Here is a 23,035-nt window from a genome sequence, read left to right as displayed (position 1 = left end):
GGATAGCCTCGGCCTGGCTAACTCTCCTCCAGGTGCTCAGCCACTTCGCGGTAAAGAGCCGCAATGTGGCCGTCGGCCAGGCTGTAATAGACATTGCGGCCCTGGCGGCGGTACTTGACTAAACGCTGCGATCGCAGCACCCGCAGCTGGTGCGACACCGCCGACTCGCCCATTTTGACCGCTGCCGCCAGGTCGCAGACGCACAGCTCCTGCTGGGCCAGAGCCGACAGCAGCTTGAGCCGGTGGGGGTCAGAGAGGGCGCTAAAAAATTCCGCCATTCGCTGCGCCTTTTCGGTGCTCAGCACTTCGGGCTGCACCTGGCGCACGTTGTCTAAATGCACCAGCGACTCGGCGCAGGCGGGCGCATCCGGGGAGTATGGTTTTGAAGAATACGAATTAGCCACTCAAATACCCATAACAGCACCATCTCTAGGGTACTGACAATCGTTACGGTCGAGTATTTGTCTGGATGGTCGGAGGTCAGGGCCTGGGAGGGGCGATCGCCGAAATAACCTCGACAGGGCTAGACCTGGCTCAAAAGAGAGATTACGCCCAAGCGATCAATCAGTATTTTAGAAGACACGATTTGATGGTCGGTAGGCGAGGCTACGCCTAGGCTGGGCGCAGCTAAGCTCGGCTACGCAATCACACATCGTCCTGTGGACAGATCATAGACGGGTGCCAAAGGTCTGAAGTTCTTCGTCTTAAGGTTACTTAAATTCCCTCAAAGGTCAGAGATTCCTGGCTTTTCGGCCTCACACCTAAAGAAAACCTTTGAGTGCATGGCCATCTGGAAAAAGTTGTTTAGTCTGTTGACAGATTTGATGCGATGGTCGTTGGCTTAGCCGCCCCCAAGGGAGTAAACCGGCCCGACGGGCTATCGGCGTCCCATTAATGTTCTATTCATCCAGACCCTCCATAGTTTTCCGTAGACACCCGTTTCCGACGTTTGACCGAACTGTTACCGAGAGATTGATATGGCACAGAGTTTTGGTGTAATTGGCCTCGCCGTTATGGGTGAGAACCTGGCGCTCAACGTTGAGAGCAAGGGCTTTCCGGTGGCGGTGTACAACCGCACCGCTGCGGTGACCGAGCGCTTTATGGAAAAGCGAGCCCAGGGCAAAAACGTGAAGGCGACCTACAGCCTGGAAGAGTTTGTGCAGTCGCTGGAGCGGCCCCGGCGCATTCTGGTCATGGTAAAGGCGGGTGCCCCGGTCGATGCCGTGATTGACCAGCTGCGCCCCCTGCTGGATGACGGCGACATGATTATGGACGGCGGCAACTCCCTCTACGAAGACACCGAGCGCCGCACCAAGGATCTGGAGTCCACCGGCCTGCGGTTTATCGGCATGGGGGTCAGCGGTGGTGAAGAGGGGGCGCTGCTCGGCCCCAGCCTGATGCCCGGCGGCACCCGCGCGGCCTACGACTCGATCGAGCCGATTGTCAAAAAAATTGCCGCCCAGGTCGATGATGGCCCCTGCGTCACCTACATTGGCCCTCGCGGCGCTGGCCACTACGTCAAAATGGTGCACAACGGCATCGAGTACGGCGACATGCAGCTGATTGCCGAAGCCTACGACCTGATGAAGAACGTGCTGGGCCTCGACCACAAGCAGCTCTTTGACGTGTTTGCCGAGTGGAATCTCACCGAAGAGCTGGATTCTTTTTTGATTGAAATTACCGCCGATATTTTCACCAATATCGACCCCGATACAAACAAGCCCCTGGTCGAGCTGATTATGGATGCGGCGGGCCAGAAGGGCACCGGGCGCTGGACGGTGATGAGCGCCCTAGAGCTGGGGGTGGGCATTCCGACGATTACGGCGGCGGTGAATGCGCGGATTATGTCGTCGATTAAAGAAGAGCGGGTGGCGGCTTCGAAGGAGCTGAGCGGCCCCTCGGCGAGTTTTGACGGCGATACCAAGGCGATGATCAATAAAATTCGCGATGCGCTGTACTGCTCGAAGATTTGCTCCTACGCCCAGGGTATGGCGCTGATTGGGGCGGCGTCTAAGGCCTATGAGTACGATGTCAACCTGGGTGAGACGGCTCGGATTTGGAAGGGGGGCTGCATTATTCGGGCGCGCTTTTTGAACAAGATCAAGCACGCTTACGATGAGAACCCCAGCCTGCCGAACCTGCTGCTGGCCCCTGAGTTTAAGCAGACGATTCTCGATCGCCAGTCGGCCTGGCGTGAGGTCATCGCGATGGCGGCGACGTTTGGGATTCCGGTGCCGGCGTTTAGCGCGTCACTGGATTACTTCGACAGCTACCGGCGCGATCGCCTGCCGCAGAATTTGACCCAGGCCCAGCGCGATTACTTTGGGGCTCACACGTACCAGCGGGTTGATAAGGAGGGTACGTTCCATACGGAATGGACGAAGGCTCCGGCGCGGGTTTAGGGCGTTATCTGTAGGTAATCGCTCACTTCACAGTGTTGCCGTCGATCCCTTTTGGGTCGGCGGCATTTTTTGCCGTAGGGGCGTTGGCGTAGCCATGCCCGAGGCATATGGGTGTTCGCCCAATGCAATATCTCTGGCTTAAATCCAGCGTAGGGTGGGCACTGCCCACCACAAAATTACGGCTTTTCGACACCGCAACACGCCTACTGAAATACGCTTTGTGGAGGGACTTGCCGGATAGCGTGGGTTGGCGATCGCCCTTTGGGGCGGGTCTTTGACCATCGCGGCGCACAATCTGGTCTAAAAGCCAGATCTACTGCCGGGGCCATTTCGCTGGCCCCAGACCCCCAGCTTCGCGCGTCCTTCGGCCTACGAGAAGGACGTTCCGCCGTCCTTCACCTCACGGAAAGGACGGACCTGTCATCGGTTTAAACGTCTGTTCTGCCCATTGACCTTTTGGTGGCTGAGGTTGATTGAGAGGCTTGGGCCTTTTGTAGGGTGCATCCGCGCAGCGATGCACCGCTCGAACTTCTTTATAGTAAAAACATCCCCTACCGCAAGAGTGCTATGGCTGGTCTTCCGCCGGGTTTGCTGATTCGTGCTGCTAAGCAGGTCTGGACGACGCTGTGGCAGACAATGATGGGGCAGATGGCTCCGAGCAGTAAGGGAGGTGACTATCAGCGGCCGGAGAGTGAGTTTCGCCAGCGGATCGAACCGGGAGGTGGGTATCCGCCGGAGGTCAATCGCTACAGTTTGATTGTGGGGATGGGGTGTCCGTGGGCGCACCGAACGTTGGTGACGCGGGCGCTGAAGGGGTTGGAGGGGGCGATCGCGATCATCCCGGTCAGTCCGTCGCCCGATGAGGGCTGCTGGGTGTTTGAGAGGTCGTTTCGCGGCTGCCGCACGCTGCCGGAGCTGTATCGTCAGGCGCAGCCGGGGTACGGCGGACGGGCGACGGTGCCGGTGCTGTGGGATACGCGGACGGCGAGCATCGTCAACAATGAGAGCGCTGAGATCATCGTGATTTTGAATGAGGCGTTTGACGAGTGGGCGACGCACCCTGAGGTAGATCTCTATCCAGAACACCTCAGTACAGAGATTGATCGGTGGAACGATCGCATCTACTCGGCGGTGAACAATGGCGTGTATCGCTGCGGTTTTGCTCAAACTCAGGCGGCTTACGATCGCGCTGTGGGCGAGCTGTTTGACGAGCTGGATGCAATCGAACGGGCGCTGGGCGATCGCGCAGCGTCCCCTGCGGGGAATCGCCCTTACCTCTGTGGCGACAGGGTGACGCTGGCGGATGTGCGGCTGTTTACAACGCTGTTTCGTTTTGATGTGGTCTACTACAGTTTGTTTAAGTGCAACCGCCGCCGCATTCAAGACTACACCCACCTGGGGCCTTATTTGCGGCGTCTGTACCAGCTGCCGGGGGTGGCGGAAACCTGCGATATTGAGGCGGTTAAGCGCGACTACTACGGCAACCTGTTTCCGCTCAACCCCGGCGGGATCATTCCCGCTGGGCCAGATTTGGCGTATTTGAAGGCTCCGGTTGACGCGCTACCGACGTTGTGAGCGATCGCCCATCCACGCAGTTCACCCCAAACAGGGATAACTTACTCCGATGACCGATATCCGCTTGATTCGAGGCCGCTGGGTGCTGACGGGCGAGAGCGTTTTGACTGACGCTGCGATCGCTATTCAGGCCGACAAGATCTTGAGCGTTGGCACTTGGGATGCGCTGAGCGCCCAGTATCCCCAGGCCGAGGTGCTGGGGTCGGAGCGGTTTGCGCTCATGCCGGGGCTAGTTAACGCCCACCACCACAGCAATGGCGTGCCCAATTCGCTCCAGGGTATTGACGACGACTTTTTAGAGCTGTGGCTATTGGCCAACCTGGGGTTGAGGAACCAGGATACCCAGCTTAAAACGCTGCTCAGCATTGCCCAGCTCCTGCAAAGCGGCGTGACAACGGTGGTAGACGTATCGCGGATTTCGGGCGATGCTGAGGCCTGCTTTGACGATTTAGCCGCTCGGCTCAAGGCCTACGAGCAGGCCGGGATGCGGGTAGCGCTGAATCCTGGCGCTAACTACCAGAGCTACCTGGTGCACGAAGAAGATCAGGCATTTTTGGCGACTCTGCCCAGTGGACTGCGGCAGCAGCTGACAGAACTGGTGCCCATGACTCAGACTCTGGCCCCGGCAGATTATCTGGCGCTGATCACCGATTTGGTGAAGCGCTACCAGGCTCATTCCCACATTGACGTCTGGTTTGGACCGCCGGGGCCGCAGTGGGTGGGCGACGCGCTGCTGGTGCACATTGTCGAGGCGGCAGAACGATTGGGAACTCAGGTGCAGACCCACGCTCTGGAGTCCTTGCCCGAAAAGCTGATTGGCCCCCGCTTCTACGGCCAGTCGCTGATTGCTCACCTGAAAGAGCTGGGCGTGCTCAGCCCCCGATTTTCGATCGCCCACGGCACCTGGCTCACCGAAGCCGATATTGAAATCATGGCCGCCACCGGGGCCGCCGTCAGCCACAACCCCAGCTCCAACCTCCGGCTGCGGGCCGGAATTGCCCCCCTCAACGCCATGCTGGCCGCTGGCGTAACGGTGGGTCTGGGGATGGACGGCAACACCCTGGGTGACGACGAGGATATGTTTGCCGAAATGCGGCTGGCGGCTCGGCTGCACCGCCAGCCACAGCTGGGCCACCCTGCCCCCAGCTACCGGGATATTTTCGCAATGGCGACTACGGGCGGGGCCAAGCTAATGGGGCAAGCCGATCGCATTGGCAAGCTGGCCCCCGGCTACCAGGCCGATGTGGTGCTGGTCAACTGCGATCGCCTCACCTGGCCCTGGGTGGCCCCCGATGTTGACCCGCTCTCCCTGCTGCTGACGCGGGCTAAAGCGATGGATGTGGACACAGTGCTGGTGGGGGGTAAAGTGGTGCTGCGATCGGGGTTGCCGACGGGGTTTGATTTGCAGGCGGTCGGAGAGGCGATCGCAGCTGAGCTTGAGGCCCAGTCCGCCCCGCATCAGCGCCGCGCCCTGGTGACCGAGCTAAAACCCTACCTGGCCAACTGGTATAGCCGCTGGGAAATACCGCCTCTGACGCCCTATATGGCCTTTAACTCCCGCACCTAGAACGCTGGTTCAATATTCGCTGCCCCTCGTTTCAAGGCTCTGCACTGGATTGTTCGGCTGAGCTGCATCTTTAATTGAGCAGCAGAAATGAGCGGCAAAGCCCCAAAACTAGGGTGCCAGGCCGAGCTAGGGCACCCGGATGGGGGGGGGGAACTGACCCGATCTTGGGGAAAAGCTACTGGGAAATAAACCCTGTTGCCAGCAGAGGCAGCAAAATCAGCGCGGTCAAAATGACCATCAGGGTCGGCACGTCGATTTTGAGCACGTTTTTCTCAGCCGCCGCCGGATTGCGTTTGGGAGAATTGGGGTCAGCCATAGCGGTTACACCACTCCAGTTAGGGTACCTGAGTCTAACTCTAGGGTATCGCCGATGCCCTCGCCCGTATGGTAGGCCGCGATCAGTACCTCGCTGGTTTTGCCCCAGGCAATCTCTCCCTGATGGCTAAGGGCGATCGCGCCAAAATCTCGCCCCCGCTCCGCCGCCTCCGCAAACGATTTGGCAAAGGCCGCGCCAATCTCCATGCCGTCGGTTACCCGCACGACAATACGGGCCGCCAGGCACTCATCGAGAATGTCTTCGCCAATGCCCGTGCAGCTCACTGCTGCCGCGCCCGTGGCGTAGTTGCCTGCCGGGGTGGCCGAGTCACTGACGCGGCCCAGTCGCTCCAGGCCTTTGCCTCCGGTGGAGGTGCCCGCCGCCAGCCGGCCCTCCATATCGAGTACCACCACTCCGATCGTGCCCCGTCGGCTCTCAGAGGTCGCGGGTACTTCGACGGCCTCCGCGACCACCCCGGCCATCGGACTTTGAAAGTTGTTGGCCCGCTCCTGCATCCATTCTTTCAGGCGCAGGTCGGTGATCGGGTCAAAGGGCGCGATCGCCATCTCGCGGGCTAGCTCAGCCGCCCCCAAATCAGACAGCACGCGATCGGGGAAGGGCTGCAGGTAGGCCGCTAGGTCAATTGGGTGCCGCACCCGCGACACGTTGATAATGCCGCTAAACCGCTGGGCCTCGCCATCCATCAGCCCCGCACTCATGCGCACCTGGCCATCGGATTGCAGCACCGAGCCGTAGCCCGCGTTGAAATGGGGCGAATCTTCCATCAGCTGGCAGCCCAGCACTACACAATCGCGGGCGCTAGCCCCAGCCTCAGCTTTGCTGTAGACCTGATTGACAATGCTGTACAAATCTTCGCGCAGCGCTACCAGTCGCTCCCTGTGGCCGTGGGCGCTGCCAGCCCCCCCGTGGATAATGACCTTTGGTAACGTCTGCGTCATGGTATCTGCCCCTTGAAATGCATTTTAATTTTAAGGGGTTGGTCGCTGTAGGACTGTAGCGTAGGCGATCGCGCGGCTAGTCTAGCTGGCTGGGGTCTCCCGAATAAAAAGCTTCAGCCAAAACTTGGTTTGTCCCAGTGGCGATCGCCCAGAAGGTTAGCTTGCTCCACCATCCAAGCATAAAAATCAGTGTCATAGAGGCTGTTAGTAGACATGGTTCAGCCTGGCGAGAATGGCTTAATTTTAGGCTAGCGGCGGCGGCGACAGCGATCGCTACAGTACTTCACCTCATCCCAGCAGTCGGCCCATTTTTTGCGCCAGGTAAAGGGGCGCTGGCACACTGGGCACACCTTGGTGGGTAAGTCGGCCTTGGCCCGCTGTTTCGCCACCTACGCCTCCTCCGTCCAGGCGGGGTGGGCTAGCAGCGAAGCCATCATTCGTACGCCCCGCAGCTGATTAGAGAGCGGTAGGTGACCATCGGGAGCGCTCAAATCCCACACAAAGCCGCCGGGGTAGCGGGTCCAAATGTTGTCGTCTTTCCAGGCCAGCCGGGGCCAGAGTTTGTCCCAGTTTTGGCCCAGGCTGAGCCAGATGCGCCGCTGCACCGAGAAGCCAAACTTGCCCTCGGAGTAGACCAGCCACAGGCGATCGATGGTCTGCAAATCGACGGTCGGAAACTGCTCGACCTCAGTAAAGTAGACCCACTTGCGCTTCATCGCCGTCGGCCCTGCCAGTTCACACAGCTTCGCCAGGGTGAGGCGATCGGCTTCCTCAAAGTCTTGCTTAATCAGTAAATCTTGCAGCGGTTTATAGTCGATGCTCTGCTCCGACGGCATCTCTAGCCGTCCCTGGGGCCAGTGCTGGGTGAGCAACCCGCGTAGATTTTCCTGCTCTGTAGCGTAGAGCATCTGAAAAATCTTGCCGTCTAAAATGGTAGCTGGCTCATCTCTGCGCTCCAGCAGGGTAGCGGTCAACACCTCAAGACCGTCCTGCCCCAGGGCCAGCAGTTCGTGCACCGCCGAAAGCTGCTTCTTAAGCGAATCGCCCCGCAACCGATCGCGCAAATCCACCAGTGTGTCGCTGTCCGAAACCATAGATACCGCTAACGTCAGTCATAGGAGTGCCCTTTACCCATGATATGGCATCAGTGGCGGCCCTCACCTACTCCCCTTCCCCCTCCGGCATGCGATAGCCCTGCTCAAAGGCAAAGCGCACAATCTGCGATCGATTGTCCAGGTTGAGTTTAGTCAGCATGTTGCTGAGGTGGGTCTGTACCGTGCGAGGGCTGAGAAAGAGGCGTTCACCAATCTGCTTGTTGGTAAAGCCCTGCACCACTTCCCAAAAAACGCGCTCTTCGGCGGGGGTAAGGGGTAGGGGAGCGGGTTTGCTCGTTTTTTCGACCATGCGCTCAAGGGCGCTGTGAAGACGCTGCGATCGCGCGATCGCCCCCTTCACCTTGGCAATTAATTCCTGGGCTGAGAATGGCTTCACCAGGTAGTCGTCGGCCCCCAGCAGGTGGCCCTGCACCCGATTGGTCAACTCTCCCAAACTAGAGAGAAAGATAAACGGCACCATCTCGCCCTCGGGTTTGGAGCGCAGCAGGTGGCAAAATTCAAACCCATTCATGCCCGGCATCATCACGTCTGACACCACAACATCGGCCACCCTGGTTGTAAACAGCTCTAGCGCCTCCTCCCCGGAGGTCGCATTTACCACATCAAAGCCCTGATCTTGCAGGCGTCGGGTCAGGGCCAGCTGCATGGTGGCGTCATCGTCAACAACTAGAACAGTGCTCATGGATCTAGAACCCTATAGGTACACAAGACAGCGAAGTAGAAGGGGGCAGGCAAAACCACCGAGAGGGACAACCGGCTATCCGAAACCGAAAGCTCCTGAGCTGAGAGGACACAGCACCGCGCCGCTATAACGGCTCTCAAAGGAGGGCCGGGGGAATCACCGCAATAGAAGGCACCCGAGTCAAACTCGCTACAATCCACTGTTCAGGCTGAGTGATAGACCCATCGCAGCTCAGGGATTTTAGGCCCAGACCTAATTCGTTGTTCAACGCGCAAAAATATGGGTTAAAGCGCATTAGACTATGGTTTGTTTTGTCGTTTGCGGGCAATTTGCGATGTACGAACGGATCACTCCCCCGGCAGTAGGCGAACGCATCACCTTCAAAGATGGCGAACCTGTTGTACCAGACATGCCTATCATTCCCTACATCCGTGGCGATGGAACGGGGGTAGACATTTGGCCTGCGGCGCAGCGGGTGTTTGATGCGGCAGTGGCCGCAGCCTACGGCGGCAAACGCGAGATTGTTTGGTTCAGAGTCTATGCTGGCGACGAAGCCTGTGAACAGTACGGCACCTACCAGTACCTGCCCGACGACACGCTGAAGGCGATTCAAGAGTATGGCGTGGCCATTAAAGGCCCGCTGACAACGCCTGTGGGGGGCGGCATTCGATCGCTCAACGTGGCCCTGCGGCAAATTAACGACCTCTACGCCTGCGTGCGCCCCTGCAAGTACTATGCTGGCACCCCTTCTCCCCACCGCAACCCCGAAAAGCTCGACGTCATTGTCTATAGAGAAAACACCGAAGATATTTACCTGGGCATCGAGTGGAAGCAAGGTGACCCGCTCGGCGACCAGCTCATCAAATACCTTAATACTGAGCTGATCCCAGCCACTCCTGAACACGGCAAAAAGCAGATTCCCCTCGACTCGGGTATTGGCATTAAACCGATCAGCAAAACCGGCAGCCAGCGTCTGGTGCGCCGCGCCATGAAGCACGCCCTGCGCCTGCCCAAAGCCAAGCAGCAGGTCACCCTGGTGCACAAAGGCAACATCATGAAATATACCGAGGGGGCTTTCCGCGACTGGGGCTACGAGCTAGCCACCAGCGAGTTTCGAGCCGACTGCGTGACCGAGCGCGAGTCGTGGATTTTGGGCAACAAAGAGGCCAACCCTGACCTCTCTACCGAAGACAACGCCCGCCAGATTGAGCCCGGCTACGACGCCCTCACCCCTGAGAAAAAAGCGGCCATCCATGCCGAAGTCGAGGGCACTCTCGCCGCCATCTGGGACACCCACGGCAACGGCCAGTGGAAGGACAAAATCATGGTCAATGATCGCATTGCCGACAGCATCTTCCAGCAGATCCAGACCCGGCCCGATGAGTATTCCATTTTGGCCACTATGAACCTGAATGGCGATTATCTATCGGATGCGGCAGCGGCGATCGTCGGCGGGCTGGGCATGGGGCCAGGGGCCAACATTGGCGACACCTGCGCCATTTTTGAGGCCACCCACGGCACCGCCCCCAAGCACGCTGGCCTCGATCGCATCAACCCCGGCTCGGTAATTCTCTCCGGCGTCATGATGCTGGAGTACATGGGTTGGCAGGAAGCGGCTGATTTGATTAAGAAGGGGATTGGGGGCGCGATCGCCTCCCGCGAAGTCACCTATGACCTGGCCCGCCTGATGGAGCCGCCGGTCAACCCGCCGCTGAAGTGTTCGGAGTTTGCCGAGGCGATCGTCCGTCACTTCGAGGATTGAGAACAGGTTACCCTACAGTTTCACGCGATCGCCTACCACGGCCAGCCCTGCCCCCAGGGCCTCGGCCAGGGTGCCCACTAGGCGGTACAGCGCCACTGCGCTGAGAATAACCCCCGTTGATAGAGCATCTTGCAACAGGGTGACGGCGATCGCCTCAAACACCCCCAGCCCCCCCGGTGCACCGGGGATCACCAGCCCCGCCAGCCAGGCCAGGCTAAACTGGCTCACAACCAGGAGCCACATGGTCTGCGGTAGCGGACTGATTGCGTTTACCACCAGTGCGAACCCCAGTCCCCGCAGCAGTACAAAGCCCAGTTCGCCCACCAAAGGTTTGAAGGGATAGCGGTGCAGTGCGGCGGGGGGAAGCGGTTCCGGGTTCTGATCCTTGACCTTGGCCTGACCCAGACGATTCATAACTGGGTTGAGCCAGCGGGGGTGAACCGCTGCCAGTACAAAGCCCAGCACCGCAATCTGTCCTGGCCAGTAGCGGGTGGGGCTAGCCAACCCTAGCAGCAGGGCGGCGGCGGCCATCAGCAGTGGCTCTAGCGCTACGCCGACAATCGCTGGCCCCCGAGCCACGCCGATTTCTCCCAGCGCACGTACCCGGCCATAGAAGTGCCAGACATTACCGGGCAGGTACTTCAGTAAGTTGGTTTTGAGGTAGACCGGTGTGCTCCAGGTGCCCGACACCGGCTGCTGCAACGCCTGCAAAATCCAGCTCCAGACCCAGCCCGACCAGCAATGAGCTAACAGCGTAACCCCCAGGGCCGACGACAGCAGGGCAAAGCCGTTGGTGCGGAGACGAATGGCGGTGACCTCGCTCCAATGACTGGCCAAGGTGTGGGCTAGAAATGCGATCGCGGCAGCCACAATCACCCAGCGCAGATAACGTTTCAGCAAGGCTACAACCGCGCTCCCACTGTGATAACCTAGTAAAGTTGTCAAAATCGCACATTCGAATTTTCGGGTCTTTCCCGCTGGGAAAGCACGTTCGAATGGAGGATTAACCCGAAAGGAGTCAAAACCAAATGCCCGTTATTACTCTACCCGAGCTACTTGAGTCTGGGGTTCACTTCGGCCACCAAACCCGCCGCTGGAACCCGAAGATGGATCAGTACATCTTCACCGCCCGCAATGGGGTTCACATCATTGACCTGGTGCAAACGGCCAAGCTGATGGAAGAGGCGTACAGCTTTGTCCGCAGCGCCGCTGAGCAGGGCCAAAAGTTTCTGTTTATTGGCACCAAGCGCCAGGCAGCCGGTATTGTGGCCCAGGAGTCTAGCCGCTGCGGGTCTCACTACGTCAACCAGCGCTGGCTGGGCGGCATGTTGACCAACTGGGAGACGATTAAATCTCGCGCCAACCGCCTGAAAGAGCTGGAGCGCATGGAAGAGATGGGTGCCATTGACCTGCGCCCCAAAAAAGAAGCCGCCGTGCTGCGCCGTGAACTGGAGAAGCTGCAAAAGTACCTGGGTGGCATTAAAACCATGCGTAAGGTGCCCGATGTCGCCATCATTGTCGACATCAAGCGCGAATACAACGCCGTCTCAGAATGCCACAAGCTCGGCATTCCCATCATTTCGCTGCTAGATACCAACTGCGACCCCGACCTGGTGGATGTGCCCATCCCTGGTAACGACGACGCCATTCGCTCGATTAAGCTGATCCTCGGTAAGCTGGCCGACGCCATCTACGAGGGCTCCCACGGCGGTCAGTCGAGCGGCGATGACGACGACTACGACTACGATGGTGCCGAAGATGACGAGTACGGCTACGATGCTCCTGCGGCCGATAGCGACGAAGATTAGGGCTTAGTATCTTCGGCTCTATTTTGGCCTGAAGAGAAGGCTATTCTCGCCATCCTATTGCTCAGCGGGTTCCCCAATACCCCCCTGGTTCAAGGGGGGTAGGGTTACTACGAAGCATCCTCCGAAAGGGGCCTCAGGGGTTTAAGCTGAACTAAGGTATTTCCCCTTTGTTTGTATTGAGTTCGACGACAGCGCGTTAGGACGTTAAATCACCATGGCAGAAATTTCTGCAAAGCTCGTTAAAGACCTGCGCGATAAGACCGGCGCAGGCATGATGGACTGTAAAAAAGCCCTCAAAGAAAATGACGGCGACATTGAAAAAGCCGTTGAATGGCTCCGTCAAAAAGGTATTGCGTCTGCCTCTAAGAAAGAGGGCCGAGTTGCTGCTGAGGGGCTAGTTGACAGCTACATTCACACTGGTGGCCGGGTCGGTGTGCTGGTAGAGATGAACTGCGAAACCGACTTCGTCGCCCGCCGCGACGAATTCAAAACTCTGGTGCGCGATGTGGCCATGCAGATTGCCGCCTGCCCCAACGTGGAGTACGTGCGCGTCAGCGACATTCCCGCTGATGTGGCTGAGAAAGAAAAATCCATTGAAATGGGCCGCGACGATATCGCCAATAAGCCTGCCGCCATGCAGGAAAAGATTGTCGAAGGCCGCATTCAAAAGCGGTTAAAAGAGCTGTCTCTGATGGATCAGCCGTTCATCAAAGATCAAAATATCTCGGTGGAAGAGCTGATTAAGCAGGCAATCTCTAAGCTGGGCGAAAATATTCAGGTGCGCCGCTTCTCTCGGTTTGTGCTGGGTGAGGGCATCGAAAAAGAAGAGACCAACTTTGCCGATGAAGTTGCTGCCCAGACTGGCATGAAGAAGGAAGCTGCACCAGAGCCCGCCCCTGAACCCGCCGCTCCAGAAGCGGCCAAAGAACCCGCCAAAGAACCGGCAAAAAAGAAGAAGAAAAAGTAAGTACAGCCTTCGTAGGCTAGGGGACGGGGGTGCTGTTATTGCGCCCCCGTTTTTGTAGATAGCTCTGGCCGTGGCACTCAGAACGTGGCCCCTACCACGGCCAAAACTGGGACAGCGCCATGGCGTATAGCCATCGCTTTAGAAGGATACGAGAGGCCCTAACCGCTGTGGCGATGGCTATAGACCAAATTCAAGTCCAGAGGTAGAGTTTTGCCAATGGAAACCTACAAATCCTAAGCGGGACTTGGAATATTCCTATAATCAGGTATGGCATGGGTAGAGAGGCATGGTAAGGCCAGTTGAAAGCATTCGCAAAGATCTCAGCACGCTAGAGGGTGCTACCGCCACGCTAGCCGCAGAGTTTAGCCAACTTTACTCGACCTATCTGTCGGTGCTGGGCCAGGCCATGCGGCAGCAGGTGATTATGGCTACCTACCACCTCTGTACCCAGGTTTATCCTGAAGATTTTTTGGCGCTGACCGTGAGCGATCGCACTCGTCTGCAGCAGGCGATGCAAAACCTGGGGCACAAAGCCCAGGGCTGGCTAGAGCAGCTCATGGAACCTGGTCAAACGGCTGCGGAGATTGACCTTACCCAGCGCCTCAACCCTGAGGATCTCAACCGTTTAGAGGCTGCTCTGGTTTCTATGGCCCAGCCGTCAGGGGCGGGTGAGGCTTCGGCAGAGCCTGGGGTTGGGGGCGGTGAGGGTGATGAGGGTGATGAGGGTGATGAGAGCAGGGCTGTTGGGAGCGCAGCTGAAGCCGCTCCCGCCGCTTCAGATCCTTCTCCGCTGCCCCTAGAGGACACTTTGCCAGAATCGGGCCGCGACAAAGCCGATAGCGAGACTGAGCCAGCCGCCGGAATTGATCCCAAAGCGCTGATGCAGTCGGTAATTATGGCCGCAATGGCCAACGAGATTGAGGAGACTTTTAGCGATCGCCCCTTTACGGGCGATCCGCTGACGCCCGCTCTGGTGGCCAAGCACCACCTCATTCTGGAGCAGATGATTCGCGCCGTGCTGGAGCGAGTGTCTAAAAAGGCCAATAACTTGTTGAGAAAGGCCAAAGTTATTCCCGACCTGCCCGAATCGGTGCTAGAGGTCGCTTCAGATGCTGATGTAGCGGCTCCTAAAGGGCGATCGGTGCCCAACGTGCTGAACGTGCTGGTGGCGATGGCGAGCGATGTGGCCTCGGAGCTGGAGCGCGCTGAGCAAGACGGCGAGGAGGCCGAGGCCGAAATCACAGAAATTTCTGAGGAGGACGAAGAGGCCCTCGAAGGCACCATGACTCACCTGGCCGCTGTTCACCTGCGTCTGGGCGATATCGAGTTTAGCGACGTGCAGTCGGCTCTCTGGCGCAGCAAACTGCGAACGGCGGTTGGCCGCCTGCGCAAGCTGGGCAAGCAGTACCAGCAGGCCGAGCGGGAGCTGGCGATCGCTCAAGCTGAACAAGCCTGGCGATCGGTTTGGTACGACGACAATTCCCGCTAGAGGCTGTCATTAATCAACCGTTGGCAGTCTAAGGATCAGCCGTTACCGTCCCTAGCCAAGTTTTGTCGTCGGGCGGGGCAGCGCTGGTATCCTAAATATCCTGGCCGGAATTGATGAAACACCCTAGGGCTGGGGAAGAACGCATGACCGAGACACAATCTCCTCCGGCTGACTGGGTGCGCCTTCAGCGGGCGCTCTCGGTTGAGGCCGATACCGGGTTCAACAATCTGGTGGGCAAGCAGCAGAGCTTTAGCGAGTTTCTGCGCGACAGTCTGCAACAGCCCCCTGGAATTCTTGCCGCTGACCAGCAGCAGGCCTGGCAAAACCTGGCCCAAAAGTACGACGGCTACAGCGATCTCAGCTTTGCCCAGCGCCAGCACCTGGTGGCCGAAACCCGCCGTTTTTTGCACAGCACCCAGCGCCTGCTGGAAAAGTTTGCCGAGACTAAATCTCTGCGGGCTCGGGAAGGTAGCGCTGCAGACGGTCAAAAATCTGCTGCGTCCAAGGTCTCTAAGTCCTCTAAAGCTACCCCTAAAACGACTCAGCTAGCGGAGGCGACTGGTACGGGCAGCTTTCGCTTTGGCCTCGATCAGCCGGTCACTTACCTGAAGGGCATTGGCCCCAAGAACAGCGATCGCCTCGCCAAGCTGGGCCTGTTCACCGTGCAGGATGTGCTCTATTACTACCCCCGCGACCACATCAACTACGCTCAGCAGGTCAAAATTCGCGATCTCGAAGCGGGCGAAACCGTCACCATCGTCGGCACCGTCAAGCGGGTCAACTGCTTCACCAGCCCCCGCAACAAAAAGCTGACCATTTTTGAGCTACAGCTCTCGGACGGCAGCGGCACCCTCAAGCTCAACCGCTTTTACCCCGGCAACCGCTACGCCACCCCGAGCTGGCAGCAGCAGCAAAAGCGCCAGTACCCCCAGGGGGCGATCGTGGCCGCTTCGGGCTTGGTCAAAGACGGCAAATTTGGGGTCACGCTCGAAGATCCGCACCTGGAGGTTTTGGACAGTATGAGCGATCGCATTGAGTCGCTCACCATTGGCCGCATGGTGCCGGTGTATGCCCTCACCGAAGGCGTTCCCGCCGACCTGGTGCGCAAAGCCGTCGCCGCCGCCCTACCGGCGGTGCCAGAGCTGCAAGATCCCCTGCCTGCGGATCTGCGGCAGAAGTATGAGCTGATTAAGGTGGGGGATGCGATCGCTCAAATCCATTTTCCCAACGACGAAGAAACCCTGGCCCAGGCCCGCCGCCGCCTGGTGTTCGACGAATTTCTCTACCTCCAGCTCGGGTTGCTGCGCCGCCGCCAGCAGCAGCAGGCCCAGCAGACCGCCATCAGCCTGGCCCCCACCGGGGCGCTGATCGACAGTTTCTACGGCATTATTCCCTTTAGTCTCACCGGGGCGCAGCAGCGGGTCGTCAACGACATTCTCGCCGATCTGCAAAAACCCATCCCTATGAACCGCCTGGTGCAGGGAGATGTCGGCTCTGGTAAAACCGTTGTCGCTGTTGTCGCCACCCTCGCCGCCATTCAGTCTGGCTATCAAGCCGCCATTATGGCTCCCACCGAGGTGCTGGCCGAACAGCACTACCGCAAGCTGGTGGAGTGGTTCAATCAGCTGCACCTGCCGGTCGAACTGCTCACCGGCTCCACCCGCGCCGCCAAGCGCCGCAAAATGCTGGGCGAGCTAGCGACCGGAGAACTCCCTATCCTCGTCGGCACCCACGCCCTGATCGAAGACCCAGTCCAGTTCCGCGACCTCGGCCTGGTGGTAATCGACGAACAGCACCGCTTTGGCGTGCAGCAGCGGGCTAGGTTAACCCAAAAAGGCACCAACCCCCATGTGCTCACCCTCACCGCTACCCCCATTCCCCGCACGCTGACGCTAACCATGCACGGCGATTTGGATGTCAGCCAAATTGATGAACTACCGCCTGGGCGTAAAGCCATTCAAACCACGCTGCTGACCAGCAAAGAACGCCCCCACGCCTACGACCTGATCAAGCGCGAGATCGCCCAGGGCCGCCAGGTATACGTGGTGCTGCCCCTGGTCGAGGAGTCCGAAAAGCTGGATCTCAAATCTGCCGTGGAGGAGCACCAGCGGCTGGCGGAGGTCATTTTTCCTGAGTTTACCGTTGGCCTGCTCCACGGACGGATGTCTTCCGCTGAGAAAGATGACGCTATCACCGCTTTCCGCAACCAGGAATCGCACATTTTAGTCTCTACAACGGTGGTGGAAGTCGGGGTAGACGTGCCCAATGCCTCAGTCATGTTGATCGAGCATGCCGAACGGTTTGGCCTGTCTCAACTGCACCAGCTGCGGGGCCGGGTGGGGCGAGGGGCAGCGCAATCCTTTTGCCTCCTGCTCAGCAGCAGTCGCAGCGAACAGGCCCTGCAACGGCTCAAGGTGCTAGAGCAATCCCAAGACGGCTTCTTTATCGCCGAGATGGACCTGCGCTTTCGCGGCCCTGGGGAAGTGCTGGGCACCCGTCAGTCGGGCCTGCCCGATTTTGCCCTGGCGAGTTTGATTGAAGACCAAGACGTGCTGATGCTGGCCCGTGAGGCAGCGGAAGCCTTGCTGAAGGAAGATCCGGAACTGGCCCGCTGGCCCAAACTCGCCAAAGAACTTCAGCGCCGCTACGAAAAACTGATGGGCGGCACCATCATGACCTAATCTCCTAGCACCTCTAGCACTACCTTGGGCTGAAGCTTGGTCTTAAACCACACCACCTGAGCCGGGACGTTGGCCATATCCACCCCAGCATTCTCCAGGTTGAGCCGTTCTGACACCGCCAAAATCAGGTTATCGCACCCCGACTTGCGCACCTGGGCAAACTTTTTGCGCAGATACTCAGGCCGCCAGTAGCCAACAATCTCCAGCAAGTACTCGCGCCCGTCGGGGTGCACCACGCGAAAGTCAGGGATCATGACGCTGCCGGGCAGGGGCACCAGGTCAACTTCCCGCTCTAGCCGCCAGGGGGTTTTGGCGGGCCAGCGGCTCACGAATGACTCTTCAATCATGCTGTCGTAGGTTTTGCCCGGCGGGTAATGGGTGACCAGGCCGCAGTCGCTATCGAGGCTAAACTGGCGCGGCTTTACCTGCTGGGTGTAGCTGTCCTTCATTTGCAGGGTCGCCGTCAGTCGCCACTTGCTGACGTGCAGAATAGCAGGAATCAGCTTGGCAATGTCGACTCCGTAGCGCGTGCTGGGCTTAAACAGGCTGGCGGGGCCATCGATGGTGATGGTAAAACCCTGATCGGCGTCGCCCTCGATATAGGTCATCAGCCGAAACAGCTTCAGGTAGCGAAACATGAGCTTGTACTGGCCGGGGTCGTTGCGGTACAGGTGCATGACCAGGTCGCTGGCTTTGTAAAACACCCCCTGGGTCTGCGACAGGTTGTAGCGGTGAATTAGAGCGTCGGGCGTGGGAGCGTCGAACTCGATCAGAATGTGATTGTCCTGGCGATCGGCGTAGAGCCCCTGGCGCAGGTCAGCCACTGATACCTCGCGATCCAGTTCCTCAGAGAGTTGTTGTCCCAGGGTTGTCAGGGTGGCCTGGGTGGCAGCAGCAGACGGAACACCCTGGGCCGCCAGCGCAAACACCCGCCGCCGTAGCTCAATTGGTTCCAGGGGGCTAACGACGTCAAAGGTGGCAAAGCTATTGCGCAAAATGTGGGCCAGCCCGCGCTTGATGCGGTAGTTGGTGTCTTCGCCCTCCAGGTCTTGAAGCTGGCGGTTGAGGTCGCCCTGGGTTTGGCCCACCTGCTGCTGAAAGAGCTGGATCAGATCGGCTGCGATCGCCCGATTGGCCCCATCCAGCGCCAGCCGCTTGGGCTGCAATCCCTCCCCTTGAAATCGATGAATTAGTAAATCGCTCGGTAACGTGAGTCTCACCCCCTAAACTACTTCGAGCGGGCAGATAGCCCTAAGATTGAACCACAGAGACAGGTTGTAGAATCGTTACGTCTTGCCCCGTCGCCCTGAATCTTACCGGATATGACCATGCTCAACTTCCAGCCCCTGGGCTTTATTCAGCAGGCCCTAGCCACCGACCTGGGGGTGATGGCCTACTACACGCCCGGCGGCTGGCCCTGGCAGCGAGACGATGATACTACCCGTCCGCCCCTGGTGTTTTTGCACAGTCTGGGAGGCGGCTCCTCTGCTTTTGAATGGTCAAAGGTCTATGCGGCCTTTGGCGCTACCCACCGAGTCATCGCCCCCGACCTGATCGGCTGGGGCCAGTCGACCCACCCCGCTCGCACCTACTCGGTGGACGATTATTTTGGCATGCTCACTCACTTGCTGGAGGCGATCGCTGAACCCCCAGCTTTGGTCGCAGCTACCTCCCTGACGGCCGGAGTCGTCATTCGCCTGGCGGGTCTGCGCCCCGATTTGTTCAAGGGCCTGTTTTTGGTCTCACCTTCCGGCAACAGCGACTTTGGCCGCGACTACAAAGCCAGCCTGCCCGCCATCTTAGCCAGCACCCCTGGGGTAGACAAACTGCTGTATCAGGTCGGGGCGGCGAATGAACTGGCGGTGCGATCGTTTCTCTCGACGTTTCTGTTTGCCGACCCTCGCCGCATTACCCCAGATATTGTGCAGGCTTACCTGGCCTGTACTCAACAGCCCAATGCCGAATACGCTGCCCTGGCTTCCCTCAGTGGCGACATTAGCTTTGACCTATCGCGCTACATCACTCAGCTGCAAACCCCCACAACATTTGTTCTGGGGGCCGGGTCACGATTTTCGGCCCCGGCCATGGTCAAGCGGCTGGCCAGCCTCAACCCTAAAGCCGTACGGCAGGTCATCGAAGTCCCTGACTCTGGCGTGCTGCCGCACGTTGAGCACCCCGCCGTTGTCACCGGGCTGCTCCGTCAGTTCCTCGTCACCTACAGCAGCTAAGTCACCGCCAGAGCAATTAGGCCATTCAGCACATGCTCAAAGCGCTAGATACAAGCCGCTATACAACCCAGGTCCAAACTGTGAAAATCGGTGTCTCAGGCGAGTCCGCTCACTCACCTACCCATCCACTCATTCACCCGTCTACCCATTCACCCGCCTACTCAGTTCCGCGCTAGCCACTTCTGGCCGTTGAGCCGCCGCAGGGTAAACAGCACCAGCAAGTCTAGGGTAATCTTGCGCTCATCACCCATGAATTGCTCGATCGTGCTGGGCTGGGAGCCTTTGTCGGCAAAGTAGAACAGCTTGGGGCTAGAGATGTCGTCTTTGGTGAAGGCAATATTAAACTGGCGATCGCCCCGTCGCCATTTGCCCTTGACGTGCCAGTAGCTTTCCCCATCGCTAACGCCAAACACGCCCAGAGGCTGCTGATCAAGCGTGAGCTGAATATCGTCCAGCCCCTTTTCTTTGAGGGCTGTTTCCAAAGACGGAATAAAATGCTGCTCAATAAACTCAGTAAACGGCTTGTCTTCTAGCGCCGGAGGCTTTTCTTTCTTAGCCGCCTTGGGTGCGGCCCCAGCGTCTGCCTTAGGGCTCTTAGGGGCAGCCTTTGCTTCAGCCGCCTTAGGCGTTGATGCCGCTGCCTCTGATTTCTCTGCTGAGGCAGGCGCGCCCTCTGCCGGAGCAGACTCTGCCGAAGGAGTTTTGTCGTCAGCCATCTTCTCGTCCGCCATAAACCGAAAACCTAAAACAGCAACAAGTGATAGAACTCAGCGAGCTGAGCCACACGCCTAATTGTTCTTTCTCATAGTAGAGGAAAGGCTTCTAAAACGCATGGCCTGACCGACAAAAAACGGTACCTACTCTTGGAGAAGATACCGTCTTGCGTTTGACAACCCGCTTGAGCGTATAGTGCTGGTGTGTCACCTCGTTCTGCTCAAACTAGCCGCCTGAGCCGTTGTCAGCAGCCCTGGCACAGCCCCTGCTTAGAGGCGATCGCTTAGTTCTAAGGCGCTAGGTTAAGCAGCGCTTTGCGAATGGTGGCCGTATCAGAGTTAGTCCCATTGCCGTGGGAAATGCCCACGGCCTCCAGGTCGCTCTCAACCATCAGGTGCACCAGTTCCTCAAAGGTAACGCTGGGCTCCCAGCCGAGTTTTTGCTTGGCCTTAGTGGCATCGCCAATCAGCAGATCTACCTCGGCAGGCCGCAGGTAGCGAGGGTCAAACTCAACATAGTCGTGCCAGTCAAGGTTGACGTGGTTAAAGGCAATGTCTAAAAACTCGCTGATCGCGTGGGTTTCATTGGTGGCTACTACGTAGTCATCGGGCTGGTCTTGCTGTAGCATCAGCCACATGGCCCGCACATAGTCTTTGGCGTAGCCCCAGTCGCGCTTAGAGTCGAGATTGCCCAGATAAATCTTCTTCTGCTGGCCTGCCACAATGCGCGCCACGGCTCTGGTGATCTTGCGAGTCACAAAGGTTTCGCCGCGCCGGGGTGATTCGTGATTAAACAAAATGCCGTTGCAGGCAAATAGGTCGTACGATTCGCGGTAGTTGATGGTTTGCCAATGGGCAAAGACCTTGGCGCAGGCGTAGGGGCTGCGAGGGTAGAAGGGGGTAGTCTCCTTCTGCGGAATCTCTTGCACCTTGCCGAACATCTCTGAAGATCCGGCCTGGTAGAAGCGCACCTCTAGTCCAGTGCGGTGTTGATAGTCGCGAATCGCTTCCAGAATTCGCAGCGTACCCATCCCTACCGCGTCAGCCGTATACTCGGGCGAATCAAAGCTCACCCGCACGTGGGACTGTGCCCCCAGGTTATAAACCTCCTGAGGCTGCACCTGCTCTAGAATGCGCCGCAGCATGGTGCCGTCGGTCAAATCGCCGTAGTGCAAAAACAACCGAGCTTCAGCACTGTGAGGATCGACATAGACGTGATCGATGCGATCGGTATTAAAGGTAGAGGTGCGGCGAATGATGCCATGCACCTCGTAGCCTTTATCTAAAAGCAACTCTGCTAAGTAAGATCCATCCTGGCCGGTAATACCAGTGATTAGGGCTCGTTTGGGTTGACTCATAGGGATTTAATCTTGTACGGCAATACTCGACTTACCAAGTTTACATAGAATCAGCACGTCCACTTAGGCTACCCGCCTATGCCCTCAATGGTTCAACTGCCCGCTGTTAAATATCCTCGCGCCAAAAAAGGCACGTCAATAACTAACCCCTTAGCGTCTCCTGCGGTGATCTCTAGGCCAGCCCCACCGGCTTTGGTCCGAATGTAGCCTAACCCCAAAGACCCATTCGTGCCCTCGACAACGCTGGTCAGCAAACCCACTTTTTCATCTCCACTCCAGATGGGTTCTCCAGATCTGGCCGTGCCATTAAGCTGAATCCCCCAAAGCTGCTGTTTAACGCCCTGGTAGGTATTTAGTCGAGCGATGGTCTCCTGCCCAATGTAGCAACCCTTGTCAAAGGAAATAGCCTGCCACAGCCCTGCTTCAAGCGGGTTGTAGTCCTCGGTAAGCTCATGGTTTGGAGCGGGACGGCCCTGCTGTACCCTGAGCTGTTGCCACAGGGTTTCTCCTATGGGTATTGCTTCGGTGTCAGTGAGCGACTGCCACACCTGGGCTGCGGCCTCAGTCGGTACCAGCAGGGTATACCCAGGCAGACCCAGGCCACTACCGACTGCCAAGCGCACGGGCGCGTTCTGAAAGTCAACAACCCGATTGTGACCGTAGGACAGGTCAGACTTTACCTCAATCCCTAATTTCTCTAGGATGCCAGCGCCGCCAGGCCCAAGCAGCGAAAATACAGCTATCTCCTGGGTCAGGTTCGCTAGCGATACCTGGTCGGCTGGGAAGATGTAGCGGTCCATCCAGTCGATCAGGCGCTGGTCTTGGCCAGGAGAGGTTATTAGCAGCAACGCTTCTTCTGTGACGTAGACCGTAGTCAGGTCAATGGTGCGCGCAGTAGAGGTAACGAATACGGTGTCGCAGCCTTCCCCCGGCTGACGTTGGGTAAAGGTGTTAGTGGTTTGGTTATGGATGAAGCGGAGGCGATCGCGCCCAGTCATCTCAATCACCCCCCAGTGGCTGCGATCGACCACAACAGCACCCGTAGATAACGCTTTTAGAGCAGCAGTATCTTGCCCAAACGACATGGGAACCCCGTCACTAGTTAGGGTGGCTCCCTGGGTCTGCTGTAAATCCCGAAGTGCTTGCATCATGTGTCTGTCTAAGTCTTTTCTGTTAAGCCCCATTCTAAAGCGGTAGCCAGTGCCAAACGAAAAAAGCGCTCCCGGTCGGGAGCGCTTTTTTCGTTACTCAATCAATGGACTAGCAAAGCCTAGCCGATGATTTCGGGAGCCTCAGCAGTGGCCAGGTCCAGGGGGAAGTTGTGAGCATTGCGCTCGTGCATCACTTCCATACCCAGGTTCGCCCGGTTGATGACGTCAGCCCAGGTGCCAATCACTCGTCCCTGAGAATCCA

General features: G+C 58.2%; 20 protein-coding genes and 1 pseudogene. 9 read left to right on the top strand and 12 right to left on the bottom strand.

Going from position 1 to position 23,035, the window contains the following annotated elements; genetic code table 11:
- Positions 1-17: 17 nt before the first annotated feature.
- Complete coding sequence (locus ACQ4N7_RS22935; protein ID WP_430713767.1) at positions 18-404, bottom strand: ArsR/SmtB family transcription factor; 387 nt, start codon at positions 402-404, stop codon at positions 18-20.
- 573 nt (positions 405-977) lie between these two features.
- On the opposite strand from ACQ4N7_RS22935, the gene gndA reads away from it, so the two are divergent.
- The 3 genes from gndA (at position 978) to ACQ4N7_RS22920 (ending at position 5,544) form a co-directional block, all read left to right on the top strand.
- Positions 978-2,402, top strand: a complete 1,425-nt coding sequence (gene gndA / locus ACQ4N7_RS22930; RefSeq protein ID WP_430713766.1) for an NADP-dependent phosphogluconate dehydrogenase — start codon at positions 978-980, stop codon at positions 2,400-2,402.
- Between the two features lie 567 nt (positions 2,403-2,969).
- Positions 2,970-3,977, top strand: a complete 1,008-nt coding sequence (locus tag ACQ4N7_RS22925; RefSeq protein ID WP_430713765.1) for a glutathione S-transferase family protein — start codon at positions 2,970-2,972, stop codon at positions 3,975-3,977.
- A gap of 49 nt (positions 3,978-4,026) precedes the next feature.
- Entirely contained in the window at positions 4,027-5,544 is a 1,518-nt protein-coding gene (locus ACQ4N7_RS22920) for an amidohydrolase family protein (protein ID WP_430713764.1), read from the top strand.
- Between the two features lie 175 nt (positions 5,545-5,719).
- Here ACQ4N7_RS22920 and ACQ4N7_RS22915 read toward each other — a convergent pair whose 3' ends face one another.
- The 5 genes from ACQ4N7_RS22915 to ACQ4N7_RS22895 all read right to left on the bottom strand — a co-directional run bounded on the left by ACQ4N7_RS22915 (position 5,720) and on the right by ACQ4N7_RS22895 (position 8,616).
- On the bottom strand, positions 5,720-5,860 hold the full coding sequence (locus ACQ4N7_RS22915) for a hypothetical protein (RefSeq protein WP_430713763.1): 141 nt from the start codon (positions 5,858-5,860) through the stop codon (positions 5,720-5,722).
- A gap of 5 nt (positions 5,861-5,865) precedes the next feature.
- Complete coding sequence (locus tag ACQ4N7_RS22910) at positions 5,866-6,819, bottom strand: isoaspartyl peptidase/L-asparaginase (protein WP_430713762.1); 954 nt, start codon at positions 6,817-6,819, stop codon at positions 5,866-5,868.
- 248 nt (positions 6,820-7,067) lie between these two features.
- Positions 7,068-7,208, bottom strand: a complete 141-nt coding sequence (locus tag ACQ4N7_RS22905) for a DUF2256 domain-containing protein (protein WP_106868355.1) — start codon at positions 7,206-7,208, stop codon at positions 7,068-7,070.
- Entirely contained in the window at positions 7,209-7,913 is a 705-nt protein-coding gene (locus tag ACQ4N7_RS22900; protein WP_430713761.1) for a GUN4 N-terminal ARM-like repeat domain-containing protein, read from the bottom strand.
- A gap of 67 nt (positions 7,914-7,980) precedes the next feature.
- Positions 7,981-8,616, bottom strand: a complete 636-nt coding sequence (locus tag ACQ4N7_RS22895) for a response regulator transcription factor (RefSeq protein WP_430713760.1) — start codon at positions 8,614-8,616, stop codon at positions 7,981-7,983.
- A 334-nt stretch (positions 8,617-8,950) separates the two neighbouring features.
- Between ACQ4N7_RS22895 and ACQ4N7_RS22890 the strand changes: the two genes are divergently transcribed.
- The gene (locus ACQ4N7_RS22890; RefSeq protein ID WP_430713759.1) at positions 8,951-10,378 is read left to right on the top strand and encodes an NADP-dependent isocitrate dehydrogenase; all 1,428 of its coding nucleotides are present in this window, start codon (positions 8,951-8,953) and stop codon (positions 10,376-10,378) included.
- Between the two features lie 12 nt (positions 10,379-10,390).
- Here ACQ4N7_RS22890 and ACQ4N7_RS22885 read toward each other — a convergent pair whose 3' ends face one another.
- Positions 10,391-11,278 (bottom strand): UPF0104 family protein, encoded by an 888-nt coding sequence (locus ACQ4N7_RS22885; protein ID WP_430713758.1) that lies wholly within the window; start codon positions 11,276-11,278, stop codon positions 10,391-10,393.
- Positions 11,279-11,406: 128 nt separating this feature from the next.
- Between ACQ4N7_RS22885 and rpsB the strand changes: the two genes are divergently transcribed.
- The 4 genes from rpsB to recG all read left to right on the top strand — a co-directional run bounded on the left by rpsB (position 11,407) and on the right by recG (position 17,323).
- On the top strand, positions 11,407-12,186 hold the full coding sequence (gene rpsB, locus ACQ4N7_RS22880) for a 30S ribosomal protein S2 (RefSeq protein WP_430713757.1): 780 nt from the start codon (positions 11,407-11,409) through the stop codon (positions 12,184-12,186).
- A gap of 214 nt (positions 12,187-12,400) precedes the next feature.
- Positions 12,401-13,153, top strand: coding sequence for a translation elongation factor Ts (tsf, locus tag ACQ4N7_RS22875; RefSeq protein WP_430713756.1), 753 nt, complete (start codon positions 12,401-12,403; stop codon positions 13,151-13,153).
- 286 nt (positions 13,154-13,439) lie between these two features.
- Positions 13,440-14,642, top strand: a complete 1,203-nt coding sequence (locus tag ACQ4N7_RS22870; protein WP_430713755.1) for a hypothetical protein — start codon at positions 13,440-13,442, stop codon at positions 14,640-14,642.
- A gap of 143 nt (positions 14,643-14,785) precedes the next feature.
- Positions 14,786-17,323 carry an ATP-dependent DNA helicase RecG gene (gene recG / locus ACQ4N7_RS22865; RefSeq protein WP_430713754.1) on the top strand — a complete coding sequence of 846 codons (2,538 nt, stop codon included), beginning with the start codon at positions 14,786-14,788 and terminating at the stop codon, positions 17,321-17,323.
- Here the strand turns inward: recG and ACQ4N7_RS22860 are convergent.
- Entirely contained in the window at positions 17,320-18,543 is a 1,224-nt protein-coding gene (locus ACQ4N7_RS22860; protein WP_430713753.1) for a DUF790 family protein, read from the bottom strand. The genes recG and ACQ4N7_RS22860 overlap by 4 nt on opposite strands.
- A 108-nt stretch (positions 18,544-18,651) precedes the next feature.
- Here ACQ4N7_RS22860 and ACQ4N7_RS22855 point away from each other — a divergent pair, with 108 nt between their 5' ends.
- A complete protein-coding gene (locus ACQ4N7_RS22855; RefSeq protein WP_430713752.1) occupies positions 18,652-19,551 on the top strand; it encodes an alpha/beta fold hydrolase in 900 nt (299 codons plus the stop codon).
- 161 nt (positions 19,552-19,712) lie between these two features.
- Here ACQ4N7_RS22855 and ACQ4N7_RS22850 read toward each other — a convergent pair whose 3' ends face one another.
- The 4 genes and pseudogenes from ACQ4N7_RS22850 to ACQ4N7_RS22835 all read right to left on the bottom strand — a co-directional run.
- Positions 19,713-20,282 carry a DUF2996 domain-containing protein gene (locus ACQ4N7_RS22850; RefSeq protein ID WP_430713751.1) on the bottom strand — a complete coding sequence of 190 codons (570 nt, stop codon included), beginning with the start codon at positions 20,280-20,282 and terminating at the stop codon, positions 19,713-19,715.
- A gap of 272 nt (positions 20,283-20,554) precedes the next feature.
- Entirely contained in the window at positions 20,555-21,622 is a 1,068-nt protein-coding gene (gene gmd, locus ACQ4N7_RS22845; RefSeq protein WP_430713750.1) for a GDP-mannose 4,6-dehydratase, read from the bottom strand.
- A gap of 92 nt (positions 21,623-21,714) precedes the next feature.
- Positions 21,715-22,773: a YgfZ/GcvT domain-containing protein gene (locus ACQ4N7_RS22840; protein WP_430713749.1), complete on the bottom strand. Its 1,059-nt coding sequence runs from the start codon at positions 22,771-22,773 to the stop codon at positions 21,715-21,717.
- A 119-nt stretch (positions 22,774-22,892) separates the two neighbouring features.
- A pseudogene (locus ACQ4N7_RS22835) lies at positions 22,893-23,035 on the bottom strand (photosystem II q(b) protein); the annotation flags it as partial.

The organism is Nodosilinea sp. AN01ver1, from assembly GCF_050565655.1.
GTDB lineage: Bacteria > Cyanobacteriota > Cyanobacteriia > Phormidesmidales > Phormidesmidaceae > Nodosilinea.
This window is presented reverse-complemented; position numbering and strand designations above follow the sequence as displayed.

Bases quoted from the DNA above. Each gene is read 5' to 3' on its own strand.
- ACQ4N7_RS22925 (WP_430713765.1), top strand. From the start codon at position 2,970: ATGGCTGGTCTTCCGCCGGGTTTGCTGATTCGTGCTGCTAAGCAGGTC.
- ACQ4N7_RS22850 (WP_430713751.1), bottom strand. From the start codon at position 20,282: ATGGCGGACGAGAAGATGGCTGACGACAAAACTCCTTCGGCAGAGTCT.
- ACQ4N7_RS22870 (WP_430713755.1), top strand. From the start codon at position 13,440: ATGGTAAGGCCAGTTGAAAGCATTCGCAAAGATCTCAGCACGCTAGAG.
- gmd (WP_430713750.1), bottom strand. From the start codon at position 21,622: ATGAGTCAACCCAAACGAGCCCTAATCACTGGTATTACCGGCCAGGAT.
- recG (WP_430713754.1), top strand. From the start codon at position 14,786: ATGACCGAGACACAATCTCCTCCGGCTGACTGGGTGCGCCTTCAGCGG.
- ACQ4N7_RS22855 (WP_430713752.1), top strand. From the start codon at position 18,652: ATGCTCAACTTCCAGCCCCTGGGCTTTATTCAGCAGGCCCTAGCCACC.
- ACQ4N7_RS22910 (WP_430713762.1), bottom strand. From the start codon at position 6,819: ATGACGCAGACGTTACCAAAGGTCATTATCCACGGGGGGGCTGGCAGC.
- rpsB (WP_430713757.1), top strand. From the start codon at position 11,407: ATGCCCGTTATTACTCTACCCGAGCTACTTGAGTCTGGGGTTCACTTC.
- ACQ4N7_RS22890 (WP_430713759.1), top strand. From the start codon at position 8,951: ATGTACGAACGGATCACTCCCCCGGCAGTAGGCGAACGCATCACCTTC.
- ACQ4N7_RS22840 (WP_430713749.1), bottom strand. From the start codon at position 22,773: ATGATGCAAGCACTTCGGGATTTACAGCAGACCCAGGGAGCCACCCTA.
- ACQ4N7_RS22920 (WP_430713764.1), top strand. From the start codon at position 4,027: ATGACCGATATCCGCTTGATTCGAGGCCGCTGGGTGCTGACGGGCGAG.
- ACQ4N7_RS22915 (WP_430713763.1), bottom strand. From the start codon at position 5,860: ATGGCTGACCCCAATTCTCCCAAACGCAATCCGGCGGCGGCTGAGAAA.
- ACQ4N7_RS22900 (WP_430713761.1), bottom strand. From the start codon at position 7,913: ATGGTTTCGGACAGCGACACACTGGTGGATTTGCGCGATCGGTTGCGG.
- gndA (WP_430713766.1), top strand. From the start codon at position 978: ATGGCACAGAGTTTTGGTGTAATTGGCCTCGCCGTTATGGGTGAGAAC.
- ACQ4N7_RS22895 (WP_430713760.1), bottom strand. From the start codon at position 8,616: ATGAGCACTGTTCTAGTTGTTGACGATGACGCCACCATGCAGCTGGCC.
- tsf (WP_430713756.1), top strand. From the start codon at position 12,401: ATGGCAGAAATTTCTGCAAAGCTCGTTAAAGACCTGCGCGATAAGACC.